Annotated in this window: 28 protein-coding genes, 1 other RNA gene and 1 pseudogene; 19 read left to right on the plus strand and 11 right to left on the minus strand. The window is 68.9% G+C overall.

Translation table 11 applies throughout. The annotated features are described in order from the left end of the window. The coding region (locus tag Q0C38_RS21450; protein ID WP_291299178.1) for a DUF4011 domain-containing protein at positions 1-1,621 on the minus strand (1,621 nt) is incomplete at its 3' end. 500 nt (positions 1,622-2,121) lie between these two features. Between Q0C38_RS21450 and recA the strand changes: the two genes are divergently transcribed. The 4 genes from recA to alaS all read left to right on the plus strand — a co-directional run bounded on the left by recA (position 2,122) and on the right by alaS (position 7,713). Continuing rightward, a complete protein-coding gene (gene recA, locus Q0C38_RS21455) occupies positions 2,122-3,156 on the plus strand; it encodes a recombinase RecA (RefSeq protein WP_291299179.1) in 1,035 nt (344 codons plus the stop codon). A gap of 73 nt (positions 3,157-3,229) precedes the next feature. Then, on the plus strand, positions 3,230-4,120 hold the full coding sequence (locus Q0C38_RS21460) for a site-specific DNA-methyltransferase (RefSeq protein WP_291299180.1): 891 nt from the start codon (positions 3,230-3,232) through the stop codon (positions 4,118-4,120). Then, on the plus strand, positions 4,117-4,959 hold the full coding sequence (locus Q0C38_RS21465; RefSeq protein WP_291299181.1) for a hypothetical protein: 843 nt from the start codon (positions 4,117-4,119) through the stop codon (positions 4,957-4,959). The genes Q0C38_RS21460 and Q0C38_RS21465 overlap by 4 nt, the downstream gene beginning before the upstream one ends. Before the next feature lie 102 nt (positions 4,960-5,061). Then, on the plus strand, positions 5,062-7,713 hold the full coding sequence (gene alaS / locus Q0C38_RS21470) for an alanine--tRNA ligase (RefSeq protein ID WP_291299182.1): 2,652 nt from the start codon (positions 5,062-5,064) through the stop codon (positions 7,711-7,713). A gap of 3 nt (positions 7,714-7,716) precedes the next feature. On the opposite strand, the gene Q0C38_RS21475 is transcribed toward alaS, so the two are convergent. The 4 genes from Q0C38_RS21475 to Q0C38_RS21490 form a co-directional block, all read right to left on the minus strand. Continuing rightward, positions 7,717-8,262, minus strand: a complete 546-nt coding sequence (locus Q0C38_RS21475) for a hypothetical protein (RefSeq protein WP_291299183.1) — start codon at positions 8,260-8,262, stop codon at positions 7,717-7,719. Continuing rightward, positions 8,262-8,942, minus strand: a complete 681-nt coding sequence (gene thiE / locus Q0C38_RS21480) for a thiamine phosphate synthase (RefSeq protein ID WP_291299184.1) — start codon at positions 8,940-8,942, stop codon at positions 8,262-8,264. Before thiE ends, Q0C38_RS21475 begins: the two co-directional genes overlap by 1 nt. Before the next feature lie 2 nt (positions 8,943-8,944). Then, positions 8,945-9,865, minus strand: coding sequence for a class I fructose-bisphosphate aldolase (locus Q0C38_RS21485; protein ID WP_291299185.1), 921 nt, complete (start codon positions 9,863-9,865; stop codon positions 8,945-8,947). A 69-nt stretch (positions 9,866-9,934) separates the two neighbouring features. After that, complete coding sequence (locus tag Q0C38_RS21490; protein WP_291299186.1) at positions 9,935-10,336, minus strand: hypothetical protein; 402 nt, start codon at positions 10,334-10,336, stop codon at positions 9,935-9,937. A gap of 84 nt (positions 10,337-10,420) precedes the next feature. On the opposite strand from Q0C38_RS21490, the gene Q0C38_RS21495 reads away from it, so the two are divergent. The 6 genes from Q0C38_RS21495 (at position 10,421) to Q0C38_RS21520 (ending at position 13,375) form a co-directional block, all read left to right on the plus strand. Beyond that, positions 10,421-10,651, plus strand: coding sequence for a hypothetical protein (locus Q0C38_RS21495; RefSeq protein WP_291299187.1), 231 nt, complete (start codon positions 10,421-10,423; stop codon positions 10,649-10,651). A 21-nt stretch (positions 10,652-10,672) separates the two neighbouring features. Beyond that, positions 10,673-10,999, plus strand: a complete 327-nt coding sequence (locus Q0C38_RS21500; protein WP_291299188.1) for a cell division protein ZapA — start codon at positions 10,673-10,675, stop codon at positions 10,997-10,999. Between the two features lie 8 nt (positions 11,000-11,007). Then, positions 11,008-11,164, plus strand: a non-coding RNA gene (gene ssrS / locus Q0C38_RS21505) — 6S RNA. Between the two features lie 9 nt (positions 11,165-11,173). Beyond that, positions 11,174-11,770, plus strand: coding sequence for a 5-formyltetrahydrofolate cyclo-ligase (locus tag Q0C38_RS21510; protein WP_291299189.1), 597 nt, complete (start codon positions 11,174-11,176; stop codon positions 11,768-11,770). After that, positions 11,767-12,579, plus strand: a complete 813-nt coding sequence (locus tag Q0C38_RS21515) for a TIGR00282 family metallophosphoesterase (RefSeq protein ID WP_291299190.1) — start codon at positions 11,767-11,769, stop codon at positions 12,577-12,579. Before Q0C38_RS21510 ends, Q0C38_RS21515 begins: the two co-directional genes overlap by 4 nt. Before the next feature lie 67 nt (positions 12,580-12,646). After that, entirely contained in the window at positions 12,647-13,375 is a 729-nt protein-coding gene (locus Q0C38_RS21520) for a hypothetical protein (protein WP_291299191.1), read from the plus strand. A 26-nt stretch (positions 13,376-13,401) separates the two neighbouring features. On the opposite strand, the gene Q0C38_RS21525 is transcribed toward Q0C38_RS21520, so the two are convergent. The 6 genes from Q0C38_RS21525 to Q0C38_RS21550 all read right to left on the minus strand — a co-directional run bounded on the left by Q0C38_RS21525 (position 13,402) and on the right by Q0C38_RS21550 (position 17,830). After that, the gene (locus Q0C38_RS21525; RefSeq protein WP_291299192.1) at positions 13,402-13,785 is read right to left on the minus strand and encodes a hypothetical protein; all 384 of its coding nucleotides are present in this window, start codon (positions 13,783-13,785) and stop codon (positions 13,402-13,404) included. 116 nt (positions 13,786-13,901) lie between these two features. Beyond that, a complete protein-coding gene (locus tag Q0C38_RS21530) occupies positions 13,902-14,066 on the minus strand; it encodes a hypothetical protein (RefSeq protein WP_291299193.1) in 165 nt (54 codons plus the stop codon). A gap of 51 nt (positions 14,067-14,117) precedes the next feature. Beyond that, positions 14,118-14,894, minus strand: coding sequence for an SDR family NAD(P)-dependent oxidoreductase (locus tag Q0C38_RS21535; RefSeq protein ID WP_291299194.1), 777 nt, complete (start codon positions 14,892-14,894; stop codon positions 14,118-14,120). Between the two features lie 22 nt (positions 14,895-14,916). Further along, complete coding sequence (locus Q0C38_RS21540) at positions 14,917-15,420, minus strand: TRAP transporter small permease (protein ID WP_291299195.1); 504 nt, start codon at positions 15,418-15,420, stop codon at positions 14,917-14,919. After that, entirely contained in the window at positions 15,420-16,718 is a 1,299-nt protein-coding gene (locus tag Q0C38_RS21545) for a TRAP transporter large permease (RefSeq protein WP_291299196.1), read from the minus strand. Before Q0C38_RS21545 ends, Q0C38_RS21540 begins: the two co-directional genes overlap by 1 nt. An 86-nt stretch (positions 16,719-16,804) precedes the next feature. Next, positions 16,805-17,830 carry a TRAP transporter substrate-binding protein gene (locus Q0C38_RS21550; RefSeq protein ID WP_291299197.1) on the minus strand — a complete coding sequence of 342 codons (1,026 nt, stop codon included), beginning with the start codon at positions 17,828-17,830 and terminating at the stop codon, positions 16,805-16,807. Between the two features lie 280 nt (positions 17,831-18,110). Here Q0C38_RS21550 and Q0C38_RS21555 point away from each other — a divergent pair, with 280 nt between their 5' ends. The 9 genes and pseudogenes from Q0C38_RS21555 to Q0C38_RS21595 all read left to right on the plus strand — a co-directional run. Continuing rightward, positions 18,111-19,082 (plus strand): tripartite tricarboxylate transporter substrate binding protein, encoded by a 972-nt coding sequence (locus tag Q0C38_RS21555; RefSeq protein ID WP_291299198.1) that lies wholly within the window; start codon positions 18,111-18,113, stop codon positions 19,080-19,082. A 116-nt stretch (positions 19,083-19,198) separates the two neighbouring features. Next, positions 19,199-19,948, plus strand: coding sequence for a YebC/PmpR family DNA-binding transcriptional regulator (locus Q0C38_RS21560; RefSeq protein WP_291299199.1), 750 nt, complete (start codon positions 19,199-19,201; stop codon positions 19,946-19,948). 5 nt (positions 19,949-19,953) lie between these two features. Beyond that, complete coding sequence (gene ruvC / locus Q0C38_RS21565) at positions 19,954-20,451, plus strand: crossover junction endodeoxyribonuclease RuvC (protein ID WP_291299200.1); 498 nt, start codon at positions 19,954-19,956, stop codon at positions 20,449-20,451. After that, positions 20,448-21,062, plus strand: a complete 615-nt coding sequence (gene ruvA / locus Q0C38_RS21570) for a Holliday junction branch migration protein RuvA (RefSeq protein ID WP_291299201.1) — start codon at positions 20,448-20,450, stop codon at positions 21,060-21,062. The genes ruvC and ruvA overlap by 4 nt, the downstream gene beginning before the upstream one ends. A 3-nt stretch (positions 21,063-21,065) precedes the next feature. Then, positions 21,066-22,115, plus strand: a complete 1,050-nt coding sequence (gene ruvB / locus Q0C38_RS21575) for a Holliday junction branch migration DNA helicase RuvB (protein ID WP_291299202.1) — start codon at positions 21,066-21,068, stop codon at positions 22,113-22,115. A gap of 2 nt (positions 22,116-22,117) precedes the next feature. Further along, on the plus strand, positions 22,118-22,546 hold the full coding sequence (gene ybgC / locus Q0C38_RS21580) for a tol-pal system-associated acyl-CoA thioesterase (RefSeq protein WP_291299203.1): 429 nt from the start codon (positions 22,118-22,120) through the stop codon (positions 22,544-22,546). A 20-nt stretch (positions 22,547-22,566) separates the two neighbouring features. Then, complete coding sequence (gene tolQ / locus Q0C38_RS21585; RefSeq protein WP_291299204.1) at positions 22,567-23,292, plus strand: protein TolQ; 726 nt, start codon at positions 22,567-22,569, stop codon at positions 23,290-23,292. A gap of 4 nt (positions 23,293-23,296) precedes the next feature. Next, a complete protein-coding gene (locus Q0C38_RS21590; RefSeq protein ID WP_291299205.1) occupies positions 23,297-23,875 on the plus strand; it encodes a biopolymer transporter ExbD in 579 nt (192 codons plus the stop codon). 23 nt (positions 23,876-23,898) lie between these two features. Continuing rightward, positions 23,899-24,150, plus strand: a pseudogene (locus Q0C38_RS21595) (hypothetical protein); the annotation flags it as partial.

Below are 24,150 nucleotides of genomic sequence, written 5' to 3' on the forward strand. Positions count from 1 at the left end.
CCGCCGCACCCAGCGTGGCTGGGCCGAGGGCGGCGAGGGCAGCGACGGCGCGCATCGCATCGGGCAGGCGCCGGGCGATGCGCTCCCCCTCGCTGGGCGGCAGGGCGGTGGCGCCGACGCCGCGCCAGGGATGGTCCGCCGGCGATCCAATGCGGCGGATGGTCGCTGCCATCTCGCGCACCAACCGCGTCGCGGCGGCGATCTGGTCTGCCGTCCACCCCGCCGCTTGCAGCGCGATGTCGGGTGCAGCGACCCCGGCCGCCTTCAGCCGTGCCGCCTCGCCGATCGCGCGGAAGGCGGTCCACCCCGTCTCGCCGATCGCCTGATGCATCGCGGCCGCGTGGCGGTTCAGCCGACCCCGCAACGACCCGAGCTGCTTGATGAGCGCGCTGCGATCCGGTGGTGCCGTGCGCGGGGCCTTCAGCGTGGTGTCGAGCTCGGCGACGAGCGCGCGGCGGTTGGCCGTGTCGCTGTGCAGCGCGAGGCAGGCAGAGCCAAGCCCGATGCCGGCAAGCCGCCGCTGCACCACTTCGAGGGCGGCAAGCTTCTCGGCGATGAACAGCACGGTTTTCCCGTCGAGCACCGCCTGGGCGATCAGGTTGGTGATCACCTGGCTCTTGCCCGTGCCCGGCGGCCCCTGGATGACGAGGGAGGTGCGGCGCCGCACGGCTTCGGCGGCGAGCGTCTGGCTGCCGTCGCTGTCGAGAACGAAGTCGAGCCGCTCGACCGGGATGAGCGCATCGATCTCGGCATCGTCGGGGAACGTCTCGCCGGCGGGCGGCGGCGTGGCACCGGCGAGTGCGGCGAGCAGGGCGTGGCGGTCAGGCCGCCAGGGTTCCGGCCAGGCCTCTGGGTCGAGGTCGCGGTACATCAGGAACTTTGCGAAGGAGAAGAGGCCGACAGCGATGGCATCACGCTCCACCGCGAAGCCTGGCGTTCCCGCGACGGCGGCGGCCACCGCATCGAGCCAGGCCGACAGCGTGGCCCAGGCGCCCTCGTCACGCTCATCGAGTTCGGGGAAGGGCGGAAGCGTGATGCGGAACTGATCGGCCAGCATCGCGGCGAGGGTGAGGTTGCCGCCGACCTCGCCCTCGTCCCACGCGATGCGGAAGGGCGCGCGTGCGGTGCCGCGCGCAAGCGTGGCTGGCACCATCACGAGCGGCGCGCGACGCTCGGTCTCCGGCGCCTTCGGGTCGCGCCAGACGAGCTGGCCGAGAGCGGCGGACAGGATGTTGATGCCCTGCTCCTCGCGCACGCTGCGGGCATCGCGTTCGAGCCTTGTCAGCAGCCGCGACAGGGCCTCCTCGGCGAGGGCGACGGAGAGGACGGCATCATCCGGGTCAGGCGGCGTGGCGCCGACGGCGGCGACGGGGCGGCGGCGCTTCGGCTTCGCGTCGGCCGCGGGCTCAGTCGCAGGGTCGGCGCTGACGGAGGGGGCGAAGCCCATCGGCTTCCGTTCGGTGACCAGGAGGCGGAACAGCGCCTCCGCCCGCTCACCGGTCAGGTGGACGACGCCCGTGCTGCGGCCGGGGCGTGGCAGGGAGAGCAGCCGGTTGCGCGTCGAAAAGTCGAGCAACCCTCGCCGCGCCGCGAGAAGTGCCGCCGCCACCGCCTCGCTCATCCGCGCGTGCCCCCGTCCCCGTCTGGGTGGTGATGGTGCCTGCCTCCGCCGCGCCGAGGGAAGGGGGACCCCAAAAAGAACGGGCTCGCCTTGTGGGCGAGCCGCCTTGTTCAAAAAGAACGGGCTCGCCCTGTGGGCGAGCCACCCTTTTTCAAAAAAGAACGGGCTCGCCTCGTGGGCGAGCCCGAGTGGCAGCGTCTTCTGCCGCGCCGCCACGGCGGGGAGTCCCGCAGCGTTGCGCTATCGGTGGGGCCCAGGGGAGAGCGGGCCCCGTGGCACGCATCACATCGCGGCGCGGCACGGCTTGCATTGCGGTGGATCAAGCTGGAATCGCTTTCCCTCCGGCCTGCGACAGGCTAGGAACGAACAGCGAACATCGATGGGGCGGGCGGCCACGGGCAACGTGGTACGACTCGTCTCATCGTATGGTATGCACCCACCGAGACGAGCCTGGGCACACCACCCTGGCGCCGACATGACCGGAAGAGAGGCCAGCCCCCATGGACAAGAACAAGGCGCTCGACCAGGCCCTGCAGCAGATCGAACGCGCCTTCGGCAAGGGCTCGGTCATGCGCATGGGCGGGAAGGACCACCAGGAGCCGATCGAGGTGGTGCCGACAGGCTCTCTCGGGCTTGACCTCGCCCTCGGCATCGGCGGCCTGCCGCGCGGGCGCATCATCGAGATCTACGGGCCCGAGAGCTCGGGCAAGACCACGCTCGCCCTGCATGCGGTGGCCGAGGCGCAGAAGCTGGGCGGCACCTGCGCCTTCATCGACGCCGAGCATGCGCTTGACCCCATCTATGCCCGCAAGCTCGGCTGCGATGTCGACAACCTGCTGATCAGCCAGCCCGACAGCGGCGAGCAGGCGCTCGAGATCGCCGATACGCTCGTGCGCTCGGGCGCGGTTGACGTTCTGGTGGTCGACAGCGTCGCGGCCCTGGTGCCCCGCGCCGAGCTTGAGGGCGAGATGGGCGACAGCCATGTCGGCCTGCACGCGCGGCTGATGAGCCAGGCGCTGCGCAAGCTCACCGGCTCGGTCTCGCGGTCGAAGACGATCCTGATCTTCCTCAACCAGATCCGCCTCAAGATCGGCGTGATGTTCGGCAACCCGGAGACGACGACGGGCGGCAACGCGCTGAAGTTCTACGCCTCGATCCGGCTGGAGATCCGCCGGATCGGCGCGATCAAGGACCGCGAGGAAGTGGTCGGCAACCAGACGCGCGTGAAGGTGGTCAAGAACAAGATGGCCCCGCCGTTCCGGCAAGTGGAGTTCGACATCACCTATGGCGAGGGCATCTCCAAGATCGGCGAGCTGGTCGATCTCGGCGTGAAGGCGGGCATCGTCGAGAAATCGGGTGCCTGGTTCAGCTTCGACAGCCAGCGCATCGGCCAGGGGCGCGAGAACGCCAAGGCGTTCCTCAAGGCCAACCCGGCCGTGGCGGCGGCGATCGAGGAACGCATCCGCGGCCAGGGCGGCAAGGTGGCCGAAAGCCTGATGGTCGCGGGCGGCGAGGACGCCGAGGCGGCGGAGTAGGCGGATGGCAGGCAATAGACGATCGAGAGGCGTTCAGACTGATCCAACGGGGAGAGTGCCAAGAGCTTCCCCGATGAACACAAACCACAGCATATATGAGGGTGATGCGCGGGATTTGTCATTCATTGCCACCGAGAGTGTGCATCTAGTTTGTACAAGTCCACCATACGCTTCGTTAATTCAGTATCCCGACCATACAGGTCAACTTGGCAACATTGCGTCGTATGAGAAATTTTTAGATGAGATGGATGCGGTCTGGGCGGAATGTCTTCGAGTTCTCGTCCCCGGCGGACGCGTCGCCTGTGTGGTTGGCGATGTTTGCATTTCCCGACGTCAAGGTGGCCGCCATCACGTTCTGCCGCTCTCTGGTGACCTTCAAGTGCGCGCGCGGAAGATCGGCTTCGACAACCTAACCCCTATCCGTTGGCAAAAGGTGGCAAACATAAAGCTTGAGGCGTCTCGTTCGTCCCGGTTTCTTGGGAAGCCAAATTTGCCCAATGGAGTAGTAAAAAATGATATAGAACACATCCTATTCTTCCGTAAACCAGGTGGTTACAGAAAGCCTACCCGCGAGATGGAGCGCTTATCGCGGATTGAAACAGAGGATTATATGCGTTGGTTCACGCCCGTTTGGACGGACGTAACAGGCCAACTGCGGCGCGACCATCCCGCACCGTATCCGATCGAGATACCTCGGCGATTAATTCGGATGTTCAGTTTTGCTAGCGATATTGTTGTTGATCCGTTTGGTGGCACCGGAACTACCGCGCTAGCTGCACTGGAAACAGGCCGCAATAGCATCAGCGTCGATGTTGAGCCGCGCTATGTGAATATGATGGATGAGCGGTTGGCATCGCTCGGGTGGCTGACTGCCAAAGTTGAAGTTCATCGGCGTGAGCCAGTGCTCCCTTCGGTGACAGTCCGTGCCCAACGCGAACAAGCGCTTCCGAAAATACGCGGATGAGCGCGAAGAAAAACAAGAAAGCGAAGGCGCCAGCCGAGCCAACCGGCCTTACCGAGATTGATCGTCTTGCAAATCTTTCGCCAGTTGGAATCCAAGATTACGTAGCCGGAGTGAGTGCCTACATCCGCCAGCAGAGCACTCTTGCGAAGGGACCAAAAAAGGCGGCGCAGATCAGATTATCCAACGCCCTCGCGCGCGCTCTCGCCGACGAACTTGTCGCTAAAGTCCCCACGCTAAAGGACAAGCTCGTTACCGATGAGCAGAAGGTCGCAGGTGGACTTCGTACTGCTAATGCTGACGTATCCGAAAGCCATAAGCTTGACGGCCTTAGGCTTGCTGTAGAGCTCAAGCCAATAAACCTGGCAGTAGGTCGGGCAATCTGGAATCGCTTCGGTGACATTCGAACATTCGCAGTAAACATCCACCTGAAGTTTCCGTTTGCAGTTGTCGGTGGGGTCCTCGTCATACCGACTTATGAAGAGACGGGATCGACGGCGGCCGAGAAGGCCGAACAAAAAGAGGCTGCTCAAGCGGACGGCCACGAAGTCGATGACGAGGCAACTGAGGCAACGACGGAACCGGAAAAGCCACCTATCGCCCCAAGTGGACGGAAGTCCACAGTCCACTTAATTGAGCGCGCGATTGACCGCCTTATTCGTGCCGGTGGACGGAAGAGTGAGGCGGAAGCAGCCCACCTACTTGAAGGCATCGCAGTCGTTGTCTACGAGCCAGATACAGCGACGATTCGTATCGACCTGCCCAAGAAGGGATCGGGCCTTCGATGGGACGAATTCGTTGATTCGCTCGCGGGAGCATACGCAGCGCGGTTTGAGGCCTAGGTTCGGCGACGCGTTGGGTCCCTAGGAAAACCGGCTCCCTGCGGCTAGATACGGGGCGAGAGACAGGCCGAAGTTCGGCCAGCAACAGAACCCGGTAGACCCATGCCCTCCTCCAACGACATCCGCGCCACCTTCCTCGACTTCTTCGCGCGCAACGAACACCAGGTCGTGGACAGTTCCCCCCTCGTGCCGCGCAACGACCCGACGCTGATGTTCACCAATGCCGGCATGGTGCAGTTCAAGAACGTCTTCACCGGGCTCGAACATCGCCCCTACCAGCGGGCAGCGACCTCGCAGAAATGCGTGCGCGCCGGCGGCAAGCACAATGACCTCGAGAACGTCGGCTTCACCGCCCGCCACCACACTTTCTTCGAGATGCTGGGGAACTTCTCCTTCGGCGACTACTTCAAGGAACGCGCCATCGGGCTCGCCTGGGAGCTGATCACGAAGGACTATGGGCTCGCCGCGGAGAAGCTGCTCGTCACCGTCTACCACGAGGACGATGATGCCGCCGCACTCTGGAAGAAGATCGCCGGGTTGCCGGAGGAGCGGATCATCCGCATCGCCACCTCCGACAATTTCTGGGCGATGGGCGATACCGGCCCCTGCGGCCCGTGCTCGGAAATCTTCTATGACCATGGCCCCGCCATCGCCGGCGGCCCGCCTGGCAGCGACGATGCCGATGGCGACAGGTTCATCGAGATCTGGAACCTCGTCTTCATGCAGTTCGAGGCGCTGCCCGATGGCCGCCGCGTGTCGCTGCCCAAGCCCTCGATCGACACCGGCATGGGGCTCGAGCGGCTCGCCGCGATCCTGCAGGGCCGCCACGACAACTACGACACCGATACGCTGCGCGCGCTGATCCTCGCCTCCGCCGAAGCAACGCGCACAGACCCCGACGGGCCTTTCCGCACCAGCCACCGCGTGGTCGCCGACCACCTCCGCTCCTCCTGCTTCCTCGTCGCCGATGGCGTGCTGCCGTCGAACGAGGGGCGCGGCTACGTGCTGCGCCGGATCATGCGGCGGGCGATGCGGCATGCGCACATGATGGGGGCGAGCGAGCCGTTGCTGTGGCGTCTCGTTCCGGCGCTGATCCGACAGATGGGCGTGGCGTACCCCGAGCTTGGCCGCGCCGAGGCGCTGATCACCGAGACGCTGCGGACGGAGGAAACCCGCTTCCGCGCGATGCTCGAGCGGGGCCTGCACCTGCTCGCCGAGGAGTCCGCGAGGCTTGGCCTGGAGGAGGCGCTGCCGGGCGCTGTGGCGTTCAAGCTCTATGACACGTTCGGCTTCCCGCTCGATCTCACGCAGGATGCGCTGAAGGCCGAGAAGCGTGCGGTCGACGTCGCTGGGTTCCAGGCGGCGATGGAGGAACAGCGCGCGCGCGCCCGTGCCGCCTGGGCAGGTTCAGGCGAGGCGGCGACCGAGGCCGTGTGGTTCGACCTCCGCGAGAAGGCGGGGGCGACCGAGTTCCTCGGCTACACGGCGGAAGCGGCCGAGGGCGAGGTGCGGGCGATCGTGGTGAACGGCACAACGGTGCCCGAGGCCCGCGGCGGCGACGAGGTCGCCGTGATCCTGAACCAGACGCCGTTCTACGGCGAGAGCGGCGGGCAGGTGGGCGATGGCGGAACGATCACCACCGGCGACGGGCTGATCGTCACCATCCGCGACACGCAGAAGAAGCTGGGTGATCTCTTCGTCCATCTCGGCACGGTGACGCAGGGCGTGCTGAAGTCGGGCGACGCGGTCGTCACGACGGTCGATGCCACGCGGCGGTCAGCGATCCGCGCGCACCACTCCGCCACGCACCTGCTGCACGAGGCGCTGCGGCGCCGCCTCGGCACGCATGTCGCGCAGAAGGGTTCGCTCGTGGCACCCGAACGTCTCAGGTTCGACGTGAGCCACCCCAAGCCGATGGAGGCTGCCGACATCGCCTGGGTCGAGGCTGAGGTGAACGCGCGGGTGCGCGAGAACGCGCCCGTGGTCACGCGGCTGATGACGCCCGAGGAGGCGGTGAAGCAGGGTGCGATGGCGCTGTTCGGCGAGAAATACGGCGATGAGGTGCGCGTCGTCTCGATGGGCGCGGCGCCTGAGGCGACGGAGCGTGCGGGCACCTATTCGGTCGAGCTCTGCGGCGGCACCCATGTGCGCGCGACGGGCGATATCGGCCTGTTCAAGATCGTCGGCGAAGCGGCGGTGAGTGCGGGTGTGCGCCGCGTCGAGGCGGTCACGGGTGCTGCAGCACTGGCCCATATCGGCGAGACGGAGAAGAACCTCGCACTGGCCGCTGCTGCGCTGAAGGCGCCGGCGGCCGAGGTGCCGGCGCGGATCGAGGCGCTGGTCGAGGAGCGCCGCAGGCTCGAGCGCGAGGTGTCGGACTTGCGCAAGAAACTCGCGACGGGCGGTGCCGGGGCAGCCCTTGCGGTCGAGGAGATCGGCGGCGTGAACTTCGCCGGCCGCGTCGTCGAGGTGCCGGCGCGTGACCTGAAGGGGCTGGCCGACGAGATCAGGAAGGGCATGGGCTCTGGTGTCGTCGCCCTCGTGTCGCCGATGGAGGGCAAGGCCTCGATCGTCGTCTCGGTGTCGGAGGACCTGGTGGGTCGTTTCTCCGCCGTCACGCTCGTGCAGGCAGCGTCGGCGGCAGTCGGCGGCAAGGGGGGCGGCGGGCGTCCGGACATGGCCCAGGCCGGCGGGCCGGATGCGGCGAAGGCCGAGGATGCGCTGGCCGCCGTGCGGGGCGTGCTGGCCGGGTAACGATCAGGGGATCGCAAGGCCCTTGAGCACTGCCTCGAACCCCGCGAGGCGGCTCGCGAAATCGGCCTTCTCGCCGACGCAGCCGAGCGAGACGCGCAGCCGCGGCGTCTCGAGGATCACGAGCAGGGAACGCACGTCCTGCGCCCGTGGCGGCATTGCTGGCCGGGGCTTGAGATCGCCGATCATGGCGATGCCGGTGATGCCCTGGTGCGTCACCGGCTCGACCACGCGAATGTCGTAGACAGTCCCGTAGGTGGCGGCGACCGTCGCCGTGTGCTCCGGCGACGCGTTCCGGGCGTTGATCTCGGCCTGCGTGAGCGATGCGGTCGCAGAAGCGCCCTCGACGGCGATGCGGCAGCCCGTGTCGGTGTCGCGCGGCGTGCGCAGGTCGAACACCGGCCGCGGCGTGCCGCCTGGCGGCGAGGGTGTCGCCGTGTAGCCAGGTGGTGCGGTGATGCTGATGCCCGAGGCATCGTCGCGCAGCGTCTGCGCGAAGGCGGGCGTGGCGAGGGAGAGCGCGAGCAGGCAGATCGCCGGCCCGCGCGGCATCACGCGTCCTCCTCCGCGGCGGCGATCGCGGCGTTCATCGCGCGAACACCTTCCGCGGGCCCGCCAGCGTGGTTCCACACCGCGGAGACGACGGCGATGAAATCCGCTCCCGCCCGCACGAGCGGGCCGCAGTTCGCCGCAGTGATGCCGCCGATCGCGACACAGGGGATCTCCGTCACCTCCGACCAGAGCGTCAGGATTTCAGGCTCCGGGCGGTGTTTCGTGTCCTTCGTGCCGGTGGGGAAGAAGGCGCCGAAGGCGACATAGTCGGCCCCCGCCTCCGCCGCTTCCATCGCGAAATGGCGGCTGTCATGGCAGGTGGCTCCCAGCGTCAGGTCAGGACCGAGCAGCCTGCGCGCGGCTTCGAGGGAGCCATCCTCGCGTCCGACATGCGCACCGTCGCAGCCCGTCTCGACCGCGAGGTCGGCACGGTCGTTCATCAGGAACGCGACGCCACGGTCCTGCGCGACCACACGCAGCACCTCGGCCGCGCGGCGGATCGTGTCGTCGTCAACGCCCTTGAGGCGAAGCTGCACGGCAGCGACATCGCCCGCATCGAGGGCGCGGGCGAGCGTGTCGCGGAAGGTCGGAACGTCGATTGCAGGCGGCGTGATGAGATAGAGGCGGCAGGACTTCTCCTGCCGCCCCTCATGGACGCGAGGCTTGTCCTTGGCGGCCAAGCTCAGAACTTGCCCTGGTAGATCTCGATGATCTTGCCGAGCATCTCGAGCGCCTTCTCGCGCGGCCGCTGGAACGTGTTGCGGCCGATGATCGAGCCGTTGGCGCCGCCATCGCGGATCGCGCGCGTCTCGGCGTAGATGCCGTCGAGGTCCTTCGATTCACCGCCCGAGAACACCACGATGCGCTTGCCCGCGAAGCACGACTGCACGACATGCTCGACGCGCTTGGCCATCGTCGTGCCGTCGATCTTCTCCTTCTCGTAGACCTTCTTCGCCGCGTCGAGCGACAGCGGCTCCATCGGCGGCTTCACCTTGATGATGTGCGCGCCCATCAGCGCCGCCATGTGCGCGGCATAGGCGCAGATGTCGAAAGCCGTCTCGCCGACCTTGTCGAGCATCGGCCCGCGCGGATACGACCAGACGACGACGGCGAGGCCGACGCTCTTGGCCTCCTCGGCGAGCTCGCGCAGCTCCTCCATCATGCCGAACTGCTCTTCCGAGCCCGGGTAGATGGTGAAGCCGATGGCGGCACAGCCCAGCCGCAGCGCATCGCCGACGCTGCCGGTGACGGCCTGGTCCTTGATGGTGGACAGGCTGTTGGAGCTGTTCACCTTCAGGATGGTCGGGATCGCGCCGGCGAAGGTGCCGGCACCCGCCTCGATCATGCCGAGCGGTGCGGCATAGGCCGAGAGCCCGGCATCGATGGCGAGCTGGAAATGGTAGTGCGGGTCATAGCCGGCCGGGTTCGGCGCGAAGCTGCGCGCCGGGCCGTGCTCGAACCCCTGGTCGACCGGCAGGATGACGAGCTTGCCCGTGCCGCCGAGCTTTCCCTCCATCAGGATGCGGGCGAGGTTGGTCTTGGTGCCTGGATTGTCGCTCTCGTAGTGCGAGAGGATCTCCTTGACGCGGCGGGTGATGCGCATGGGGCTCGTCTCCGTCTTCGGTCTGTGTCGTGCTGTGGCGCGGTTGCGTAGACGAAACCCGCCAAAAAGTCACTCCGGGGCCAGAAACAGGCCTGGCAGGCGCCGGATCGCGCCATAGGCGCCCATGTCGAGCGCCGGCGGGGCCCTGCCGAGGAAAAGCGCTCCCTGGCGCGCGGCGATGGAGGCGAGCCTTGCCGCGAGCGCGGCGTTGCCGGTGAACACGATTCCGCCAGCACCGGCGGCGAGCGCTGCCTGCGCCGTTCCCGCCTCGCCGCCGCAATCGAACGCGTTCGCCGGCATCCCGGCGCCGGCCTCGGCCAGCATCGCGACCCACCAGGCAGGCCCGAGCCGCCGCGCCTCGGGCGGGGAGAGCAGCAGAACGGGCTTGCCTGACGCTGCCGCGAGCACGGCTCGGGCATCGCCGAGGCCACGCACGATCACAGCTGGTGGCAGATCGGGGGGAAGCGCCATCACGACCGGCTCGATTGCCCTTCACGGCCCGGATGTCTAGCCTGCACGTCGAAACGCCCGAGTCCCTGCACACGGATGATGCCCATGCCGGATGCCATTGCCGCCCCGACCCTCGCCGATGCCGCCTCGGCGCTCGAGATCGCCGTCTCGCGGCTCGAGGACGTGGCCGACGCCCTTGCCCATCGCGCCGCCGAGCGCGAGGACGCACCCGACACCGATCCTGCCACCGATGCCGCCGCCCTCGCGATGGCAGAGGCGGCCCGCCGGCTCGATACCGTGATCGCGCGGCTGCAATCGGTTCTCGAGGTCGAGTGACGCACGGAGGTTCATGAGCGCGTGGCCCAGGTTGTCCTCAAGATCAATGGCTATCCCTACACGCTCGGCTGCCCCGATGGGCAGGAGGAGAATCTCCAGGCCCTCGGCGCCGAGCTCGACAAGCGCGTGAACTCGATCAAGGCGCAGGTTGGCAATCTCGGCGAGGCGCGGCTTCTCGTGATGGCCGGCATCATGCTGGCCGACGAACTCTCCGACCTTCGCCGCGATGGCGCCCCGGCGCCCGCCGCAGCCGCCAGGCCAGCGGCCGACGAGGCGGCGGCGGCCGATGCGCTGATCGGACTGGCGCGGCGGCTCGAAGGCGTTGCCACGCGGCTCGCGCAGGCCTAGGTTCATCCGTGGGGCTGCCCGGTGCGTCAGGCACGTCATCCCCGGGGCCAATGTCTTCCCATAGGGAGCTGTTCCTGCTGCGGTCGTGGCCGTAGCACACGGCGCCCACCTGCGTAGAGCAGGCCTTGGGAGGATGAACACGCCAACGGCCAGGGCGGCTCCGCACACCACGTCATGCACGACACCTCCGATCCGCTGACAGAGACGGCCCTCATCACCGCTGCCAAGCGGGAGGCGAGGGCCCGCGGCCTCGCCGCCCGAGCGACGGGAGAGCCTCGCTGGGGCGTGCGGCTTGCGGGCCACGCGCTCGCCCATTACGCGCCGCCGCCGGGTGCTGTGGTCGCCGGCTACTGGCCGCTGAAGGACGAGATTGACCCGCGGCCGCTGATGCTCGCCCTTGCCGGGCGCGGCCATGTGCTCGCCCTCCCTGTGACAGGCCCACGCGGGACAGCGCTCACCTTCCGCCGCTTCTGCTTCGGCGACAGGCTCGCGGAGGGCTCGTTCGGCACACGCCACCCGTTGGCGGATGCAGGCCCCATCGTGCCTGACTGGCTGCTCGTTCCCCTCGTCGCCTTCGATGAGGCGGGCGGTCGCATCGGCCATGGCGCTGGGTATTACGACCGCACGCTCGCCGCACTCCGCGCCACGCGCCCCTTGCGTGCTCTCGGCATCGCCTATGCGGCACAGCGCCAATCCCGCGTTCCTGTCACGGCCCACGACGCGCCGTTGGATGCCATCGCGACGGAGGCCGGGGTGGTGGGGACGCGATGAGATTGCTTTTCCTCGGCGATGTTGTCGGCCGATCCGGTCGCGATGGGGTGATTGCGGCGTTGCCCGGCCTTCGCCGCACGCTGGCGCTCGACCTCGTGGTGGTGAATGCCGAGAACGCCTCGCACGGCTTCGGGCTGACGCCCGAGATCGCCCGCGCGCTGTTCGCCGCCGGCGCGGATGTGCTGACCCTCGGCAACCATGCGTGGGACCGGCGCGAGATCATTCCCTACATCGAGGGAGAGGCGCGGCTGCTCCGCCCGCTGAACTACCCCTCCGGCACGCCAGGTCGCGGGGCGGGCGTGTTCACGGTCGGGCAGCGGAAGGTGCTGGTGGCGAACGTGATGGGGCGATTGTTCATGGACGCGCTCGACTGCCCGTTCCAGGCCACCCGCGCGCTGCTGGCGGGCCACGCGCTGGGGCGGACGGTGGATGCCGCGATCATCGACATCCACGCCGAGGCGAGTTCGGAGAAGCAATCCTACGCCGCGAGCTTCGACGGGGCGGTGAGCCTGATCGTCGGCACCCACACGCATGTGCCGAGCGCGGATGCGCGCATCATGCCCGGCGGCACGGCCTATCAGACCGATGCGGGCATGTGCGGCGACTATGACAGCGTGATCGGCATGCAGAAGGGCAATGCCGCGCTGCGCTTCTGGAAGAAGGTGCCGGGCGAGCGCCTCGCGCCGGCCGAGGGTGATGCCGCGGTGTGCGGCGTGTTCATCGAGACCGACGACGCGACAGGCCTCGCCCGGCGTGTGGAGGCGCTGCGCCAGGGCGGCGGGCTGGCCCCCACGATGCCGGCCGGGTGAGGTGCCGGGTGTCGCATGAGGTGCTAAACCTGTTCAACCGGGTGTGGGTAGGGGACGACAGGAACCGATGAGCCTTGGTTTCCGCGATGCACGCCGCGCCGAGCGGAGGCGCAAACGCGCGCGGATCGTGACGGTGCTCGCGGTCCTGGGTGGCCTCGTGCTGCTGGGGACGCTCGCCTACGAATCCGGCAGCCGCCTGGCCCAGATCGAGACCGACGGGCTCCGCCGCGACATCGACCAGCAGCGCCGCGCGATCGCTGCCCTGCAGCAGCAGCTCGCCCAGACCGAAGCGCTCCGCCAGCAGGCGGAGGGACGCGTTCGCGAGTGGGAGACGCGCTACGCCCGCGACGTGCCGACGGGAACCGCGCGCGAGTTGTTCGCCCAGGTGCAGGAGCGGCTGGGCGAGGGGCTTGCGCCGGACCGGCTCCGGCTTGTTCTGCGCAACGCGACGGACGGGACGAAATGCGATCCTGGCCAGGAGACGCGGCGGTTCCAGCTGCCCACGCCGGTGGCGCGCGCCGGCCAGACGTCGGTGTCGTTTGCCGGCGCGATCGTGGTGACCGGAGAGGGCCAGCCGGCGCGCACCGCCGACGGGGCACCGCAGGGCTGGTTCGACCCGGCCGCGCCGGTGACGATGGTGGCGATCCAGCCTGGCGGCGGCAGGACGGAGACCGCGGGCCAGTTGCCGCTGACCTTCTCGGTCGTCCGCGGCGCCAACGAGCACCGGTTCCTGGTGACAGAGGCCGATCTGCGCGGCTTCGTGAGCGTGATCGCGCAGCGCTGCGACTACCCCTAGACCGTGATCCGCTGTGGCGGATCATGCTAGGCGCCCCAGTCGAAGTCCGCGCCGTCGCCGAACAGCATGAGGCGGCCAGCTGGCGTGGCGACATTCAGCATCCGCGCTGCTTCCTGCAACTCGTTCCAGATCGCGAGCGGCATGCGCCCGGCAGCCGGGATTTTGCGCATCAGCAACGGCACGCCGAAGCCGCCCTCGGATCCCCGGTGTTGAACCAGACCTGGAAGAGCATGTCGAGCCGCGGACCACCGCGCATCCCGCTTCCGGGGACGTCGAAGAGGAATGCGCGGATCCACATCCCGCAGGGTGTGGGCGATGAGCTCGGACCAGGTCGTTGAAATGTCGTCGAGGGGCATTTGCCTGTCGCGGCGAATGGTCAGCTCGAAGCCGTTGCGCAGCGCGTCGCACAAGTGGTTGATCGAGAACTCGGTTTTCCGGTTTCAGCATCGCCCCTCCTCCAAGCGCGGAGGTCGGCCACTGTCTGGATAGGGCTTTCGGGCAGCACGGCGAATTCGAATGTCGATGATCAGGCCGGCCAGGCCGAACGGCGGGCCGCGATGCTGGCCGCGCGCTTCCCGCCGCGCATCGTCGAAGCGCCGGAGCACCACGGCATTGCGTCGCTTGCCGTGACCTCGCCCCGCGCCAGCATTGCGGCGACCACGCGCGCAGGCAGGCGCCAGAGCGTGGTCACCGCCCTGCCTGTCGGGTCGCGACGGGGCCCGCCAAGCCTACGGCGATGCACTCAGGTCACGAAACGACCCCCATCGACCATGATCGCGGTCGCCGTCACGTATGACGCCTCGTCGGAGGCAAGCCACAGGATCGGATACGCGATCTCGCGCGGATCGGCCCAGCGGCCGGCCAGGCACCCGCCTTTCGCCTCGTCGTCGAGGTCCTGCCGCGAGCGGCCCGCCTCAGCGGCACGGCGGACGTGGAACGGCGTCAACGTCAGTCCGGGGCAGACGGCGTTGGCGCGGATGCCGTGCCTGGCTTCCTCGAAGGCGAGCGTCTTCGTCATCGAGATGATGCCCGCCTTGGCCACGTCATACTGCCCCATGCCGGCGCGCGGGTTCACCGCGTGCGTCGAGGAGATGTTGACGACCGACCCGCGCCCAGATGCGCGGAGATGGTCGATCGCCTCGCGCGTCAGCAAGGCATAGCTCAGCAGGTTCACGCGGAGGATGCTCTCCCACGTCTCCGTCCGTGCCACGGCGAGGGGTTCGTAGGCGCGGATGCCGGCATTGTTCACGAGCACATCGATCCGCCCGAACGCGCCGATCGTTGCCTCGACGATGCGCCGCGATGCAGCCTCCTCGCCCATATCCTCGACCAGCGTCACGAGAGCGGCCCCCGGCACCGCAGCAGCGATCCGTGCCGCGACATCGGCCAGCGCTGCCGTGTCACGGTCAACCAGCACGATGCGCGCACCCTCCTCGGCGAAGAGCTGCCCGGTGGCAGAGCCGATGCCGCCCGCGCCACCGGTGATGACGGCGACCTTGCCCTCGAGACGTCCTGCCATCTCGTTCTCCCTTTCCAACGTGTCAGCCGATGATCGTGCCGCCGCCCGCCTCGTCCTCGATGCCGCGCAGCGCGCGCCACAGCCCGGCGATAGCGTAGACCGACATGATCGCCCCGGTCAGCGGGACGGCAACGTACCAGTAGGTCTTGTCGAGGCCGAGGAAGGGCGTGATCTCGCCGGCATCCCGCACGAAGGCGTGGCCCATCACCGCCATCACAAGCGCCACCATGAGCATCAACGCGCGCGTGAACACCCTCACCATGCGCCGCGTCGCCAGCGGCAGAGCCGTCTCGATCACGGTCACGCGGTAGAGGGTACCCTCGCGCCAGAGGGCGAGCGCGCCGAGGAAGACCATCCAGGCGAACAGCAGTTCGACGATCTCGTCATAGCCCGAGAAGCTGAGCGCCGGCACCATGCGCACGATCACGGCGACGAGCAGCAGCACGAACAGGCCCGAGAGGCAGGTGACCGCGCCCCACTTGCACAGCTGCCCCACCAGGTGGTCGAGCGCGCGAACCGCACCCATCAGCGCACCACCCCGTAGCCGAGCGCGTTCGGCAGCCACAGCGAAAGCTCGGGCACATAGGTGATGACGCCGAGCACGGCGATGAGCGCCAGCAGGTAGGGCCAGATCTCGGCCGAGATCTCGGCCATCGACACCTTGCTGACCGACGAGACGACGTAGAGGCAGAGGCCGACCGGCGGCGTCACCAGCCCGATCATCAGGTTCAGCACGATGATGACGCCGAAATGAACCGGATCGACGCCGATCGCCGTCACGATCGGCAGCAGAACAGGGAAGGCGATGATCAGGATCGCGATGCCCTCGATGAACATGCCGAGCACGAGCAGCGCCACGTTGATGATCAGCAGCACGATCCACGGCTCGCGCGAGATGCCGAGCATGGCGGCGAGCATCGCGTTCGGGATCTGCTGCTGGATCAGCACCCAGCCGAAGGGGGCTGCGGCGGCGATGATGAACATCACCTGCGCGGTCTGGCGGCAGGACTCCCAGAGGATGTCGGGAACCTCGGCGAGCGAGAGCTCGCGATACCAGAGGGTGCCGAGCAGCAGCGCATAGGCCGCCGACACCACGGCGGCCTCCGTCGGCGTGAAGAGGCCGCCGAGGATCCCGCCCAGCACGAGCGGCGGCAGGGCAAGCGCCGGCAGCGCCGCGGTGACGATGCGCGCGGCGATCGGGAATGGCGGCCGCGCGCTACCCATCGGCAGGTTCTGGCGCCTCGCGACGACAGCGACCACCGCCATCAGCCCGGCACCCATCAGAACGCCAGGCACGATTCCGGCGAGGAACAGCGCGCCGACCGAGACGTTCGCCAGGCTGCCGTAGATGACGAAGGGGATGCTCGGCGGAATGATCGGCCCGATGGTGGAGGAGACCGCCGTCAGCGTCGCCGCGAACCGCGCCGTGTAGCCCGCCTCCTTCATCGCCTTGATCTCGACCACGCCAAGCCCCGCCGCATCGGCGACGGCGGAGCCCGACATGCCGGCGAACAGCATGCTGGCGAGAACGTTCACGTGGCCGAGCCCGCCGCGCACGCGGCCGATCATCAGGTGTGCGACGTCGAAGATGCGGTGCGTCATCCCCCCCGTGTTCATCAGGTTGCCGGCGAGGATGAAGAAGGGAATGGCGAGCAGCGGGAACGACGTGGTGCCCGCATAGAGGCGCTGGATGAAGATGACGAGGAGCTCTGGTCCGACGGCGATCCACATCGTGCCGATGGCGACGCTGGCGAGCGCCACCGCAATCGGCGCGCCGAGCAGGATGAGCGCGCAGAGGGCGAGCAGGATCGCGGCGATGAACATCCCGGGCCCCTACTGCCTCGGCGCGGGCGCGTACGGCGACAGGGTGCGGTGTGGCACCCTGCCGCCGATCCGGCAGTCGCGCGTGGTCAGGATGCGCGGGCGGCGTTGACGAGCCCGGCCCAGGTGTTCCAGGTCTCGTCGCCCAGCGCACGCTTCAGCTGCTCGTAGGCGGGGCCCATCCTGTCGCGGAACGGTGCCACCTCTGGCCGCGTGATGGCGACGTTCGCCTTCTGCATCTCGGCGAGGAAGAACTCCTCCTTCTCCTGCACGCCGCGTCGCGCGGCCGCACCCGCCACCGTCGCTTCCTCGGTGACGATGGCGCGCTGGGCATCGTTCATGCGGCCCCAGGCGCGCGGGTTCCCGGCGAACATGATGGAGGCGTAGATGTGCCGCGTCAGCGCGATGTGGCTCTGCACCTCGAAGAACTTCGCGGCGAAGGTGGTGGCGACGGGGTTGTCCTGCCCGTCCACCGTCTTGTTGGCGAGTGCGAGATACACTTCCTGGAAGGCGACGGTCTGCGTGCTTGCGCCGAGCGCCTCGAACGCCGCCTTGATGGCGAGCTCGGGCGGCACGCGGATCTTGAGGCCCTGCACGTCGGCCGGCGTGTTCACTGGGCGGCGGCTGTTGGACAGGGCGCGGAAGCCCCACTCGAAATTGGCGATCCACTGGAAGCCCGCGGTGCGCAGCTGCTGGGAGATCCAGTCACGCCCCGTGCGGTCGAGCGTGCGGTGCGCATGGTCGTAGCTGTCGAACTGGTAGGGGATGTTGATGACGCCGATGGTGCGCGACATCGACTCGATGTTGGCCGGGTTCAGCAGGATGAAGTCGATCGCGCCCAGCCGCGTCTGCTGCGCCGTCTCGACCGGCGAACCCAGCGCGTTGTTGGGGAAGATGGTGAACCGCACCTCGCCGTTCGTCCGCTCGGCGATGCGCTGGACCATCTTCTCGGCCTCGATGTGCACCGGGTGCGACGTGTCGGCCGGGTGGGTGAGGCGGTACTGGACCTGCGCGCGCGCCGGGCGCGTGACGATGGCGAGCGACGCGCCGATCCCGGCGGTCAGCGCGGTCCGGCGGCTGACGGATAGCGTCCTTGGGGGCAGCGTGCGTGCCATGGCTTTCTCCTCGGGGCCGGCTGTGGTTTCGCCTGGCCGTGTTTCCATCCCGTTGCGGGGCGTGTGCGCCCTCGCCGTCTTGTCCCGAGCCGGGGGCGTGCGCCTCGCGATCTCGTGAATGCATCATTCTGCATACAAGGATTTTGGTGGGTCAAGCGGTGAGCCCAAGCACCCGGCACGCAGCTTGCTTTATCCCTCCGCATTACCGACGCAGGCCACCGATGCGCAGCGATCTGGCGTGCGCGCGGGCAGGGCCTGCACAAACCCGGAGCAACCACGCATGCGCCGCCGCGCCCTTCTCTCCGCCTCCCTCCTCGCCCCGCTCGTTGCCGCGCCCTCGGTCTCGCGCGCGCAGGCCTGGCCGAATCGGCCGGTGCGCGTCATCAACCCCTATCCGCCAGGGGGCACGTCGGACATCGTCATGCGCCTCTGTGCGCCTGCGCTCGAGCGTGCCTTCGGCCAGCCCTTCGTGATCGAGCCCAGGCCAGGGGCGGGCGGGGCAGTCGGCACCGGGTTCGTGGCCACGCAGCCGCCGGATGGGCACACGCTGCTCGTCTCCAACACCGGGCCGCTGGCGATCGCCGAGACGCTGTTTCCGAACCTGCCCTACAAGCCTGCGACGAGCTTCACCTACATCGCCATGTTCGGCGGCGCGCCCATCCTCGCCGCCGTCGGCGCGCGCAGTCCCATCCGCACGCTCGCCGAGTACACCGCGGCGGCGAAGGCGAAGCCGGAGGACATCAGCTTCGGCTCGTCCGGCACAGGCTCGGTCGGGCATCTCGCGGGGGTGATGTACAGCCTCGCCGCCGGTGTGCAGCTGCTGCACGTGCCCTATCGCGGTGCCTCGGAGGCGGAGACGAGCGTTCTCTCCGGCACCACCACCTCGCTCTGGAACACGCTCGGCGCCCATGCGGGGAACGTGCAGGCGGGGCAGCTTCGCGCGCTCGCCGTCACCTCGCCGGAGCGGCTTGCGTCTTTCCCCGACATCCCGACGGTGCGCGAACAGGGCCTGCCCGACGTGGTGGCGACGAACTGGTTCCTGCTCGCCGGCCCGGCCGGCCTCTCGCCTGACATCGCGACGCGGATCAACCGCGTGGTGCGCGAGGCGCTGGCCGAGAAGGCGGTGGCCGACAGGCTGGCGACGCTGGGGATGGCCCCCTTGGGCGACTACACGCCGGAGGCGCTGGCCGCCTTCGTGGCGCGCGAGAGCCAGGTGTGGGCGCCGGTGGTCAGGGCCTCCGGCGCCTCATAGCCCCCTCCTAGCCCCCCCTCCTAGCCTGCGCTTCCCCCTGCCTGCTACAAGCCCCGTCCACCGCGACACGGGCGACTCGACAGCAGCGCCGCAAAGATGGGCAGGAGGGCGGCGGGATGGCCGGCCACTCGCAATTCAAGAACATCATGCACCGCAAGGGCGCGCAGGACGCCAAGCGGGCGCGGATGTTCGCCAAGATCATCCGCGAGATCACCGTCTCGGTCCGCAACGGCTCGCCGGACGCGAACGCGAACCCGCGGCTGCGCGCGGCGCTGGTCGCCGCCCGCCAGGCGAACATGACGCGGGATACGATCGAGCGCGCGATCAAGAAGGCCTCGGGCGAGGCAGGCGGGGCTGACTATGTCGCCCGCCGCTACGAGGGCTATGGCCCCGGCGGCGTCGCCGTCATCGTCGAGGCGTTGACCGACAACCTCAACCGCACGGCGTCTGACCTGCGCACCCTTTTCTCCAAGCATGGCGGGGCGATGGGGGAGACCAACTCGGTCGCCTTCATGTTCAACCGGCTCGGCGTCATCCGCTATCCCGCCGCGGCTGGTGACACCGAGGCGATGCTGGAGGCGGCGATCGAGGCAGGGGCCGAGAATGTCGAGAGCGGCGAGGGCGGCCACGAGGTGACGTGCGCCGCCGATGACCTGTTCGCCGTGCAATCCGCCCTCGCGTCCCGCTTCGGCGAGCCGGAGGAGGCCAGGCGCGAATGGCGGCCGGCGACGACCGCGAGCGTGGATGAGGAGCAGGCGGCCTCGGTGCTCAAGCTGCTCGACGCGCTCGAGGACCATGACGACGTGCAGACGGTGTTCGCCAATTTCGAGGTGTCAGACGCCGTTCTCGCGAAGCTCTCGGCCTGAATGCGATGCGCGTCATGGGCTTCGATCCTGGCCTCGGCACCACGGGCTGGGGCGTGATCGAGGCCGAGGGCAACCACCTGCGCCACGTCGCCGACGGGTTCGTCGAGACGGATGCGTCAGAACCGCTCGCGCGACGCCTCGCGCATCTGCACGGCGCGCTCGCTGCCCTGCTCGCGCAGTGGGTGCCTGACGAGGCAGCCGTGGAGGAGACCTTCGTGAACCGCAACCCGCTGTCGACGCTGAAGCTCGGCCAGGCGCGCGGCGTGGTGCTGCTGGCACCGGCGCTGATCGGCATTCCGGTGGCGGAATATCAGGCGACGGCTGTGAAGCGCGCCGTGGTCGGCCAAGGGCACGCGGCGAAGCAGCAGGTGCAGGCGATGGTGCGCATGCTGCTGCCCGGTGCCGCGCCGACGCGGGCGGATGCGGCCGATGCGCTGGCGGTGGCGATCTGCCACGCCCACCATGCAGCGACCGCCCGCCGCATGGCGGCCTTCGCCAGATGATCGGCAAGCTCACGGGCCGCCTCGACACGGCTGGCAGCGACGGCGTGCTGATCGATGTTGGTGGCGTCGGCTATGTCGTGTCGGTCTCGGCACGAACACTCGCTGCCCTGCCGCCGCCAGGATCGGCGTGCAGCCTGCTGGTCGAGACCATGGTGCGCGAGGATGCGATCACCCTCTACGGCTTCATCGATGTGGCCGAGCGTGCCGCCTTCCGCACGCTGCTGACGGTGCAGGGCGTTGGCGCGAAGGTGGCACTCGCGCTGCTCGGCACGCTCTCGCCCGGCCAACTCGCGGCGGCGATCGCGGGCGGCGATCGTGCCGTTCTGTCGCGCGCCCCTGGCGTCGGCCCGCGGCTTGCCGCGCGGCTGGTGACGGAGCTGAAGGACAAGGCGGGCTTCGCCGAGGCCGTTCCCTTCGCCCCCGTCACGGCTGGCGTTCCCGCACCGCCGTCCGATCCGCTGCTGGCTGATGTTCTCTCGGCACTCGCCAATCTCGGCTATCGCCGTGCCGAAGCAGAGCCCGTGGTCACCGCAGCGCGCGCCGCGCGCGGCGAGGCGGCGACGGTCGAGGCGGTGTTGACCGACGCGCTGCGTGCGCTCGCGAAAGCCTGAGGCATGCAGGACCGCATCACCGACCCCCGAATCACTGACCCTGGCCAGCGCGGCGACGATCTCGGCGAGGCGGCGCTGCGCCCGACGCGCTTGGCCGAATTCATCGGCCAGGCGCAGGCCAAGGCCAATCTCGCGGTGTTCGTGGAAGCCGCCCGCGCGCGCGGCGAGGCGCTTGATCATGTGCTGCTGCACGGCCCGCCGGGCCTCGGGAAAACCACGCTCGCGCAGATCGTCGCGCGTGAACTCGGCGTCGGCTTCCGCGCCACCTCGGGGCCGGTCATCCAGCGCAGCGGAGATCTCGCGGCGATCCTGACGAACCTGCAGCCGCGCGACGTGCTGTTCATCGACGAGATCCACCGCCTCCAGCCGGCGATCGAGGAGGTGCTGTACCCCGCGATGGAGGATTTCCGGCTCGACCTCATCATCGGCGAGGGGCCGGCGGCGCGCTCGGTGCGCATCGACCTGCCGCCCTTCACGCTCGTGGGGGCGACGACACGTTCCGGCCTCGTCTCGACGCCGCTGCGTGACCGGTTCGGCATTCCGCTCAGGCTGATGTTCTATACGGCGGAGGAGCTTCTCGCGATCGTCCGCCGCGGTGCCGCACTGCTCGACCTCGACCTCGCGCAGGATGGGGCAGAGGAGATCGCGCGGCGATCCCGCGGCACGCCGCGCATCGCCGGCCGCCTGCTGCGGCGGGTGCGCGACTTCACCACCGTCGCCGGCACCGTGCGGGTCGACCGTGCGGCGGCGGACGCGGCGCTGACGCGGCTCGAGGTCGATGCCCGCGGCCTCGATGCGATGGACCGCCGCTATCTCAGGCTGATCGCCGAGCGTCATGGCGGCGGGCCGGTCGGCGTCGAGACGCTGGCGGCCGCGTTGGCCGAGGCGCGCGACAGCCTCGAGGACGTGGTGGAGCCCTACCTGATCCAGGAGGGGCTGGTGCTGCGCACCCCGCGCGGCCGGATGCTGGGAGAACCAGGCTGGCGGCATCTCGGGTTGGCTCCCCCGGCCGGGCTCCAGCCCGACCTGCTGCGCGATTCCGGGCCTGAATAGCGGTGGAACAGCAAGCACATCGCTTCCCGCTGCGCGTGTACTTCGAGGACACGGATGCGGGGGGCGTCGTCTACCACGCCTCGTATCTCCGCTTCGCCGAGCGGGCGCGGACCGAATACCTGCGTGATCTTGGCCTCCCCCACCAGCAATTGATCGCCCGCGAGGGCCTGATCTTTGTCGTCAAGCGTGTCGTGGTCGAGTATCACCGCCCCGCGTTGCTCGACGATTCGCTGATCGTGACCACGCGGCCGGTCAAGCTCGGCGGCGCCTCGCTCGCGCTCGCGCAAGGGGTGGAAAAGTCCGGGACGGGTGGCGTGCAGGCGATCGCGTCGCTCGCCGTCGATCTGGTGTGCGTCAGGCTGGCCGACATGCGGCCGGCGCGCATCCCGGCTGGCCTTCGGGCGCTGCTGCCCGTGCTGGGTGAGACTTAGGGGAAGGCGGAAGGGACGACATGGACCGTGCGGTTGATGCGGCAGGGCTAGCGGGAGATCCGATCGCGAGCCTCTCGCTGTGGAGCCTGTTCCTGATGGCCGACATCGTGGTGAAAACCGTGATGATCGGGCTCCTGTTCGCGAGCGTCTGGGTGTGGGCGATCATCTTCGACAAGACCGTCACGCTGAAGCGCGCCAACGCCCGCGCCGCTGCCTTCGAGGACCGGTTCTGGTCGGGCGTCAACCTCGAGGATCTCTACCGCGAGGCAGGCGAGAACCCGCGCCACCCGATGGAGGCGGTGTTCTCGGCCGCGATGCGCGAGTGGAATCGCTCCGCCGCCAAGCTGGTCAGCGCCTCGGAAGGCTCGCGCGCGGCGATCCGCGAGCGGGTCGAGCGGGCGATGGTCATCACCGTCCAGCGCGAGATGGAGCGGCTGGAGAAGTGGATGGTGTTCCTCGCCTCCGTCGGCTCGGCGGCACCCTTCATCGGGCTGTTCGGCACGGTCTGGGGCATCATGAACTCCTTCACCGCGATCGCGGCGATGAAGAACACCAACCTCACCGTCGTCGCCCCCGGCATCGCCGAGGCGCTGTTCGCAACCGCCATCGGGCTGATCGCGGCGATCCCGGCCGTGCTCGCCTACAACAAGATCTCGACCGACCTGGCCCGCTTCGCCTCCCGGCTCGAGGGCTTTGCCGGAGAGTTCGGCGCGATCCTGTCGCGCCAGACCGAGGAGCGGGGCTAGCGCCATGGCAGGGGGCATGATCGGCAACGGAAGAGGGCGCCGCGCGCGCTACAAGCCGCTGGCCGAGATCAACGTCACACCGCTGGTCGACGTCATGCTGGTGCTGCTGATCATCTTCATGGTCGCCGCACCCCTGCTGACAGTCGGCGTGCAGGTCGACCTGCCGCGGACCTCGGCCAACCCGATCTCGAACCCCGATGAGCCGCTGGTCGTGTCGGTGCGGGCCGATGGCGGCATCATCCTGCAGGAGACGCCGATCGAGATGGCGGACCTGATCCCCCGCCTGCAGGCGATCGCCGCCACCCGCGGGCGCGAGGAGGCGCGCGTCTTCGTGCGCGGCGACCGTGCGGCGAATTACGGCCGCATCGCCGAGACGCTGTCGGCCATCCAGCAGGGCGGCTTCACGCGCGTCGCGCTGCAGATGGACCAGGCGACGACGGCCCCGGCGCCGGCCGCCCGGCCTGGCCAGGTGGCGCCAGCCCAGCCGTTACCTGGGCAGCCGGCACCTGGGCAGCCGGCACCTGGGCAGCCGGCACCTGGGCAGCCGGCACCTGGGCAGCCGGCGCGGCCGCAGGGTCGCTGACCGGAGCGAAAGCGGGCCAGACGATGCCGCGCGACGACGACCCAGCAGGCGAGGACCAGCTCCGGAAGGGCGTTCTCTTCTCGGGCGCGCTGCACGTGCTTGTCATGTTCGCCGTGCTTGTCGGCGTGCAATCGACCAAGCAGTTCGAGGAGCCGCCGCCGGAGGGCGTGCCGGTGGAGTTCGACATCGCCGCTGGCCCAACGGCCGCCGCACCGACGCCGACCCCGCCCGCGCGCACCCCCACCCGCGAGGCGCCGACCGAGGCGCCTGAGCCG

This window comes from Elioraea sp. (genome assembly GCF_022842375.1).
In the GTDB taxonomy this organism is placed as follows: domain Bacteria; phylum Pseudomonadota; class Alphaproteobacteria; order Acetobacterales; family Acetobacteraceae; genus Elioraea_A.

Bases quoted from the DNA above. Each gene is read 5' to 3' on its own strand.
- recA (WP_291299179.1), top strand. From the start codon at position 2,122: ATGGACAAGAACAAGGCGCTCGACCAGGCCCTGCAGCAGATCGAACGC.
- Q0C38_RS21460 (WP_291299180.1), top strand. From the start codon at position 3,230: ATGAACACAAACCACAGCATATATGAGGGTGATGCGCGGGATTTGTCA.
- Q0C38_RS21465 (WP_291299181.1), top strand. From the start codon at position 4,117: ATGAGCGCGAAGAAAAACAAGAAAGCGAAGGCGCCAGCCGAGCCAACC.
- alaS (WP_291299182.1), top strand. From the start codon at position 5,062: ATGCCCTCCTCCAACGACATCCGCGCCACCTTCCTCGACTTCTTCGCG.
- Q0C38_RS21475 (WP_291299183.1), bottom strand. From the start codon at position 8,262: ATGCCGCGCGGGCCGGCGATCTGCCTGCTCGCGCTCTCCCTCGCCACG.
- Q0C38_RS21485 (WP_291299185.1), bottom strand. From the start codon at position 9,865: ATGCGCATCACCCGCCGCGTCAAGGAGATCCTCTCGCACTACGAGAGC.
- Q0C38_RS21490 (WP_291299186.1), bottom strand. From the start codon at position 10,336: ATGGCGCTTCCCCCCGATCTGCCACCAGCTGTGATCGTGCGTGGCCTC.
- Q0C38_RS21495 (WP_291299187.1), top strand. From the start codon at position 10,421: ATGCCGGATGCCATTGCCGCCCCGACCCTCGCCGATGCCGCCTCGGCG.
- Q0C38_RS21510 (WP_291299189.1), top strand. From the start codon at position 11,174: ATGCACGACACCTCCGATCCGCTGACAGAGACGGCCCTCATCACCGCT.
- Q0C38_RS21515 (WP_291299190.1), top strand. From the start codon at position 11,767: ATGAGATTGCTTTTCCTCGGCGATGTTGTCGGCCGATCCGGTCGCGAT.
- Q0C38_RS21520 (WP_291299191.1), top strand. From the start codon at position 12,647: ATGAGCCTTGGTTTCCGCGATGCACGCCGCGCCGAGCGGAGGCGCAAA.
- Q0C38_RS21535 (WP_291299194.1), bottom strand. From the start codon at position 14,894: ATGGCAGGACGTCTCGAGGGCAAGGTCGCCGTCATCACCGGTGGCGCG.
- Q0C38_RS21540 (WP_291299195.1), bottom strand. From the start codon at position 15,420: ATGGGTGCGGTTCGCGCGCTCGACCACCTGGTGGGGCAGCTGTGCAAG.
- Q0C38_RS21545 (WP_291299196.1), bottom strand. From the start codon at position 16,718: ATGTTCATCGCCGCGATCCTGCTCGCCCTCTGCGCGCTCATCCTGCTC.
- Q0C38_RS21550 (WP_291299197.1), bottom strand. From the start codon at position 17,830: ATGGCACGCACGCTGCCCCCAAGGACGCTATCCGTCAGCCGCCGGACC.
- Q0C38_RS21555 (WP_291299198.1), top strand. From the start codon at position 18,111: ATGCGCCGCCGCGCCCTTCTCTCCGCCTCCCTCCTCGCCCCGCTCGTT.
- Q0C38_RS21560 (WP_291299199.1), top strand. From the start codon at position 19,199: ATGGCCGGCCACTCGCAATTCAAGAACATCATGCACCGCAAGGGCGCG.
- ruvC (WP_291299200.1), top strand. From the start codon at position 19,954: ATGCGCGTCATGGGCTTCGATCCTGGCCTCGGCACCACGGGCTGGGGC.
- ruvA (WP_291299201.1), top strand. From the start codon at position 20,448: ATGATCGGCAAGCTCACGGGCCGCCTCGACACGGCTGGCAGCGACGGC.
- ruvB (WP_291299202.1), top strand. From the start codon at position 21,066: ATGCAGGACCGCATCACCGACCCCCGAATCACTGACCCTGGCCAGCGC.
- tolQ (WP_291299204.1), top strand. From the start codon at position 22,567: ATGGACCGTGCGGTTGATGCGGCAGGGCTAGCGGGAGATCCGATCGCG.
- Q0C38_RS21590 (WP_291299205.1), top strand. From the start codon at position 23,297: ATGGCAGGGGGCATGATCGGCAACGGAAGAGGGCGCCGCGCGCGCTAC.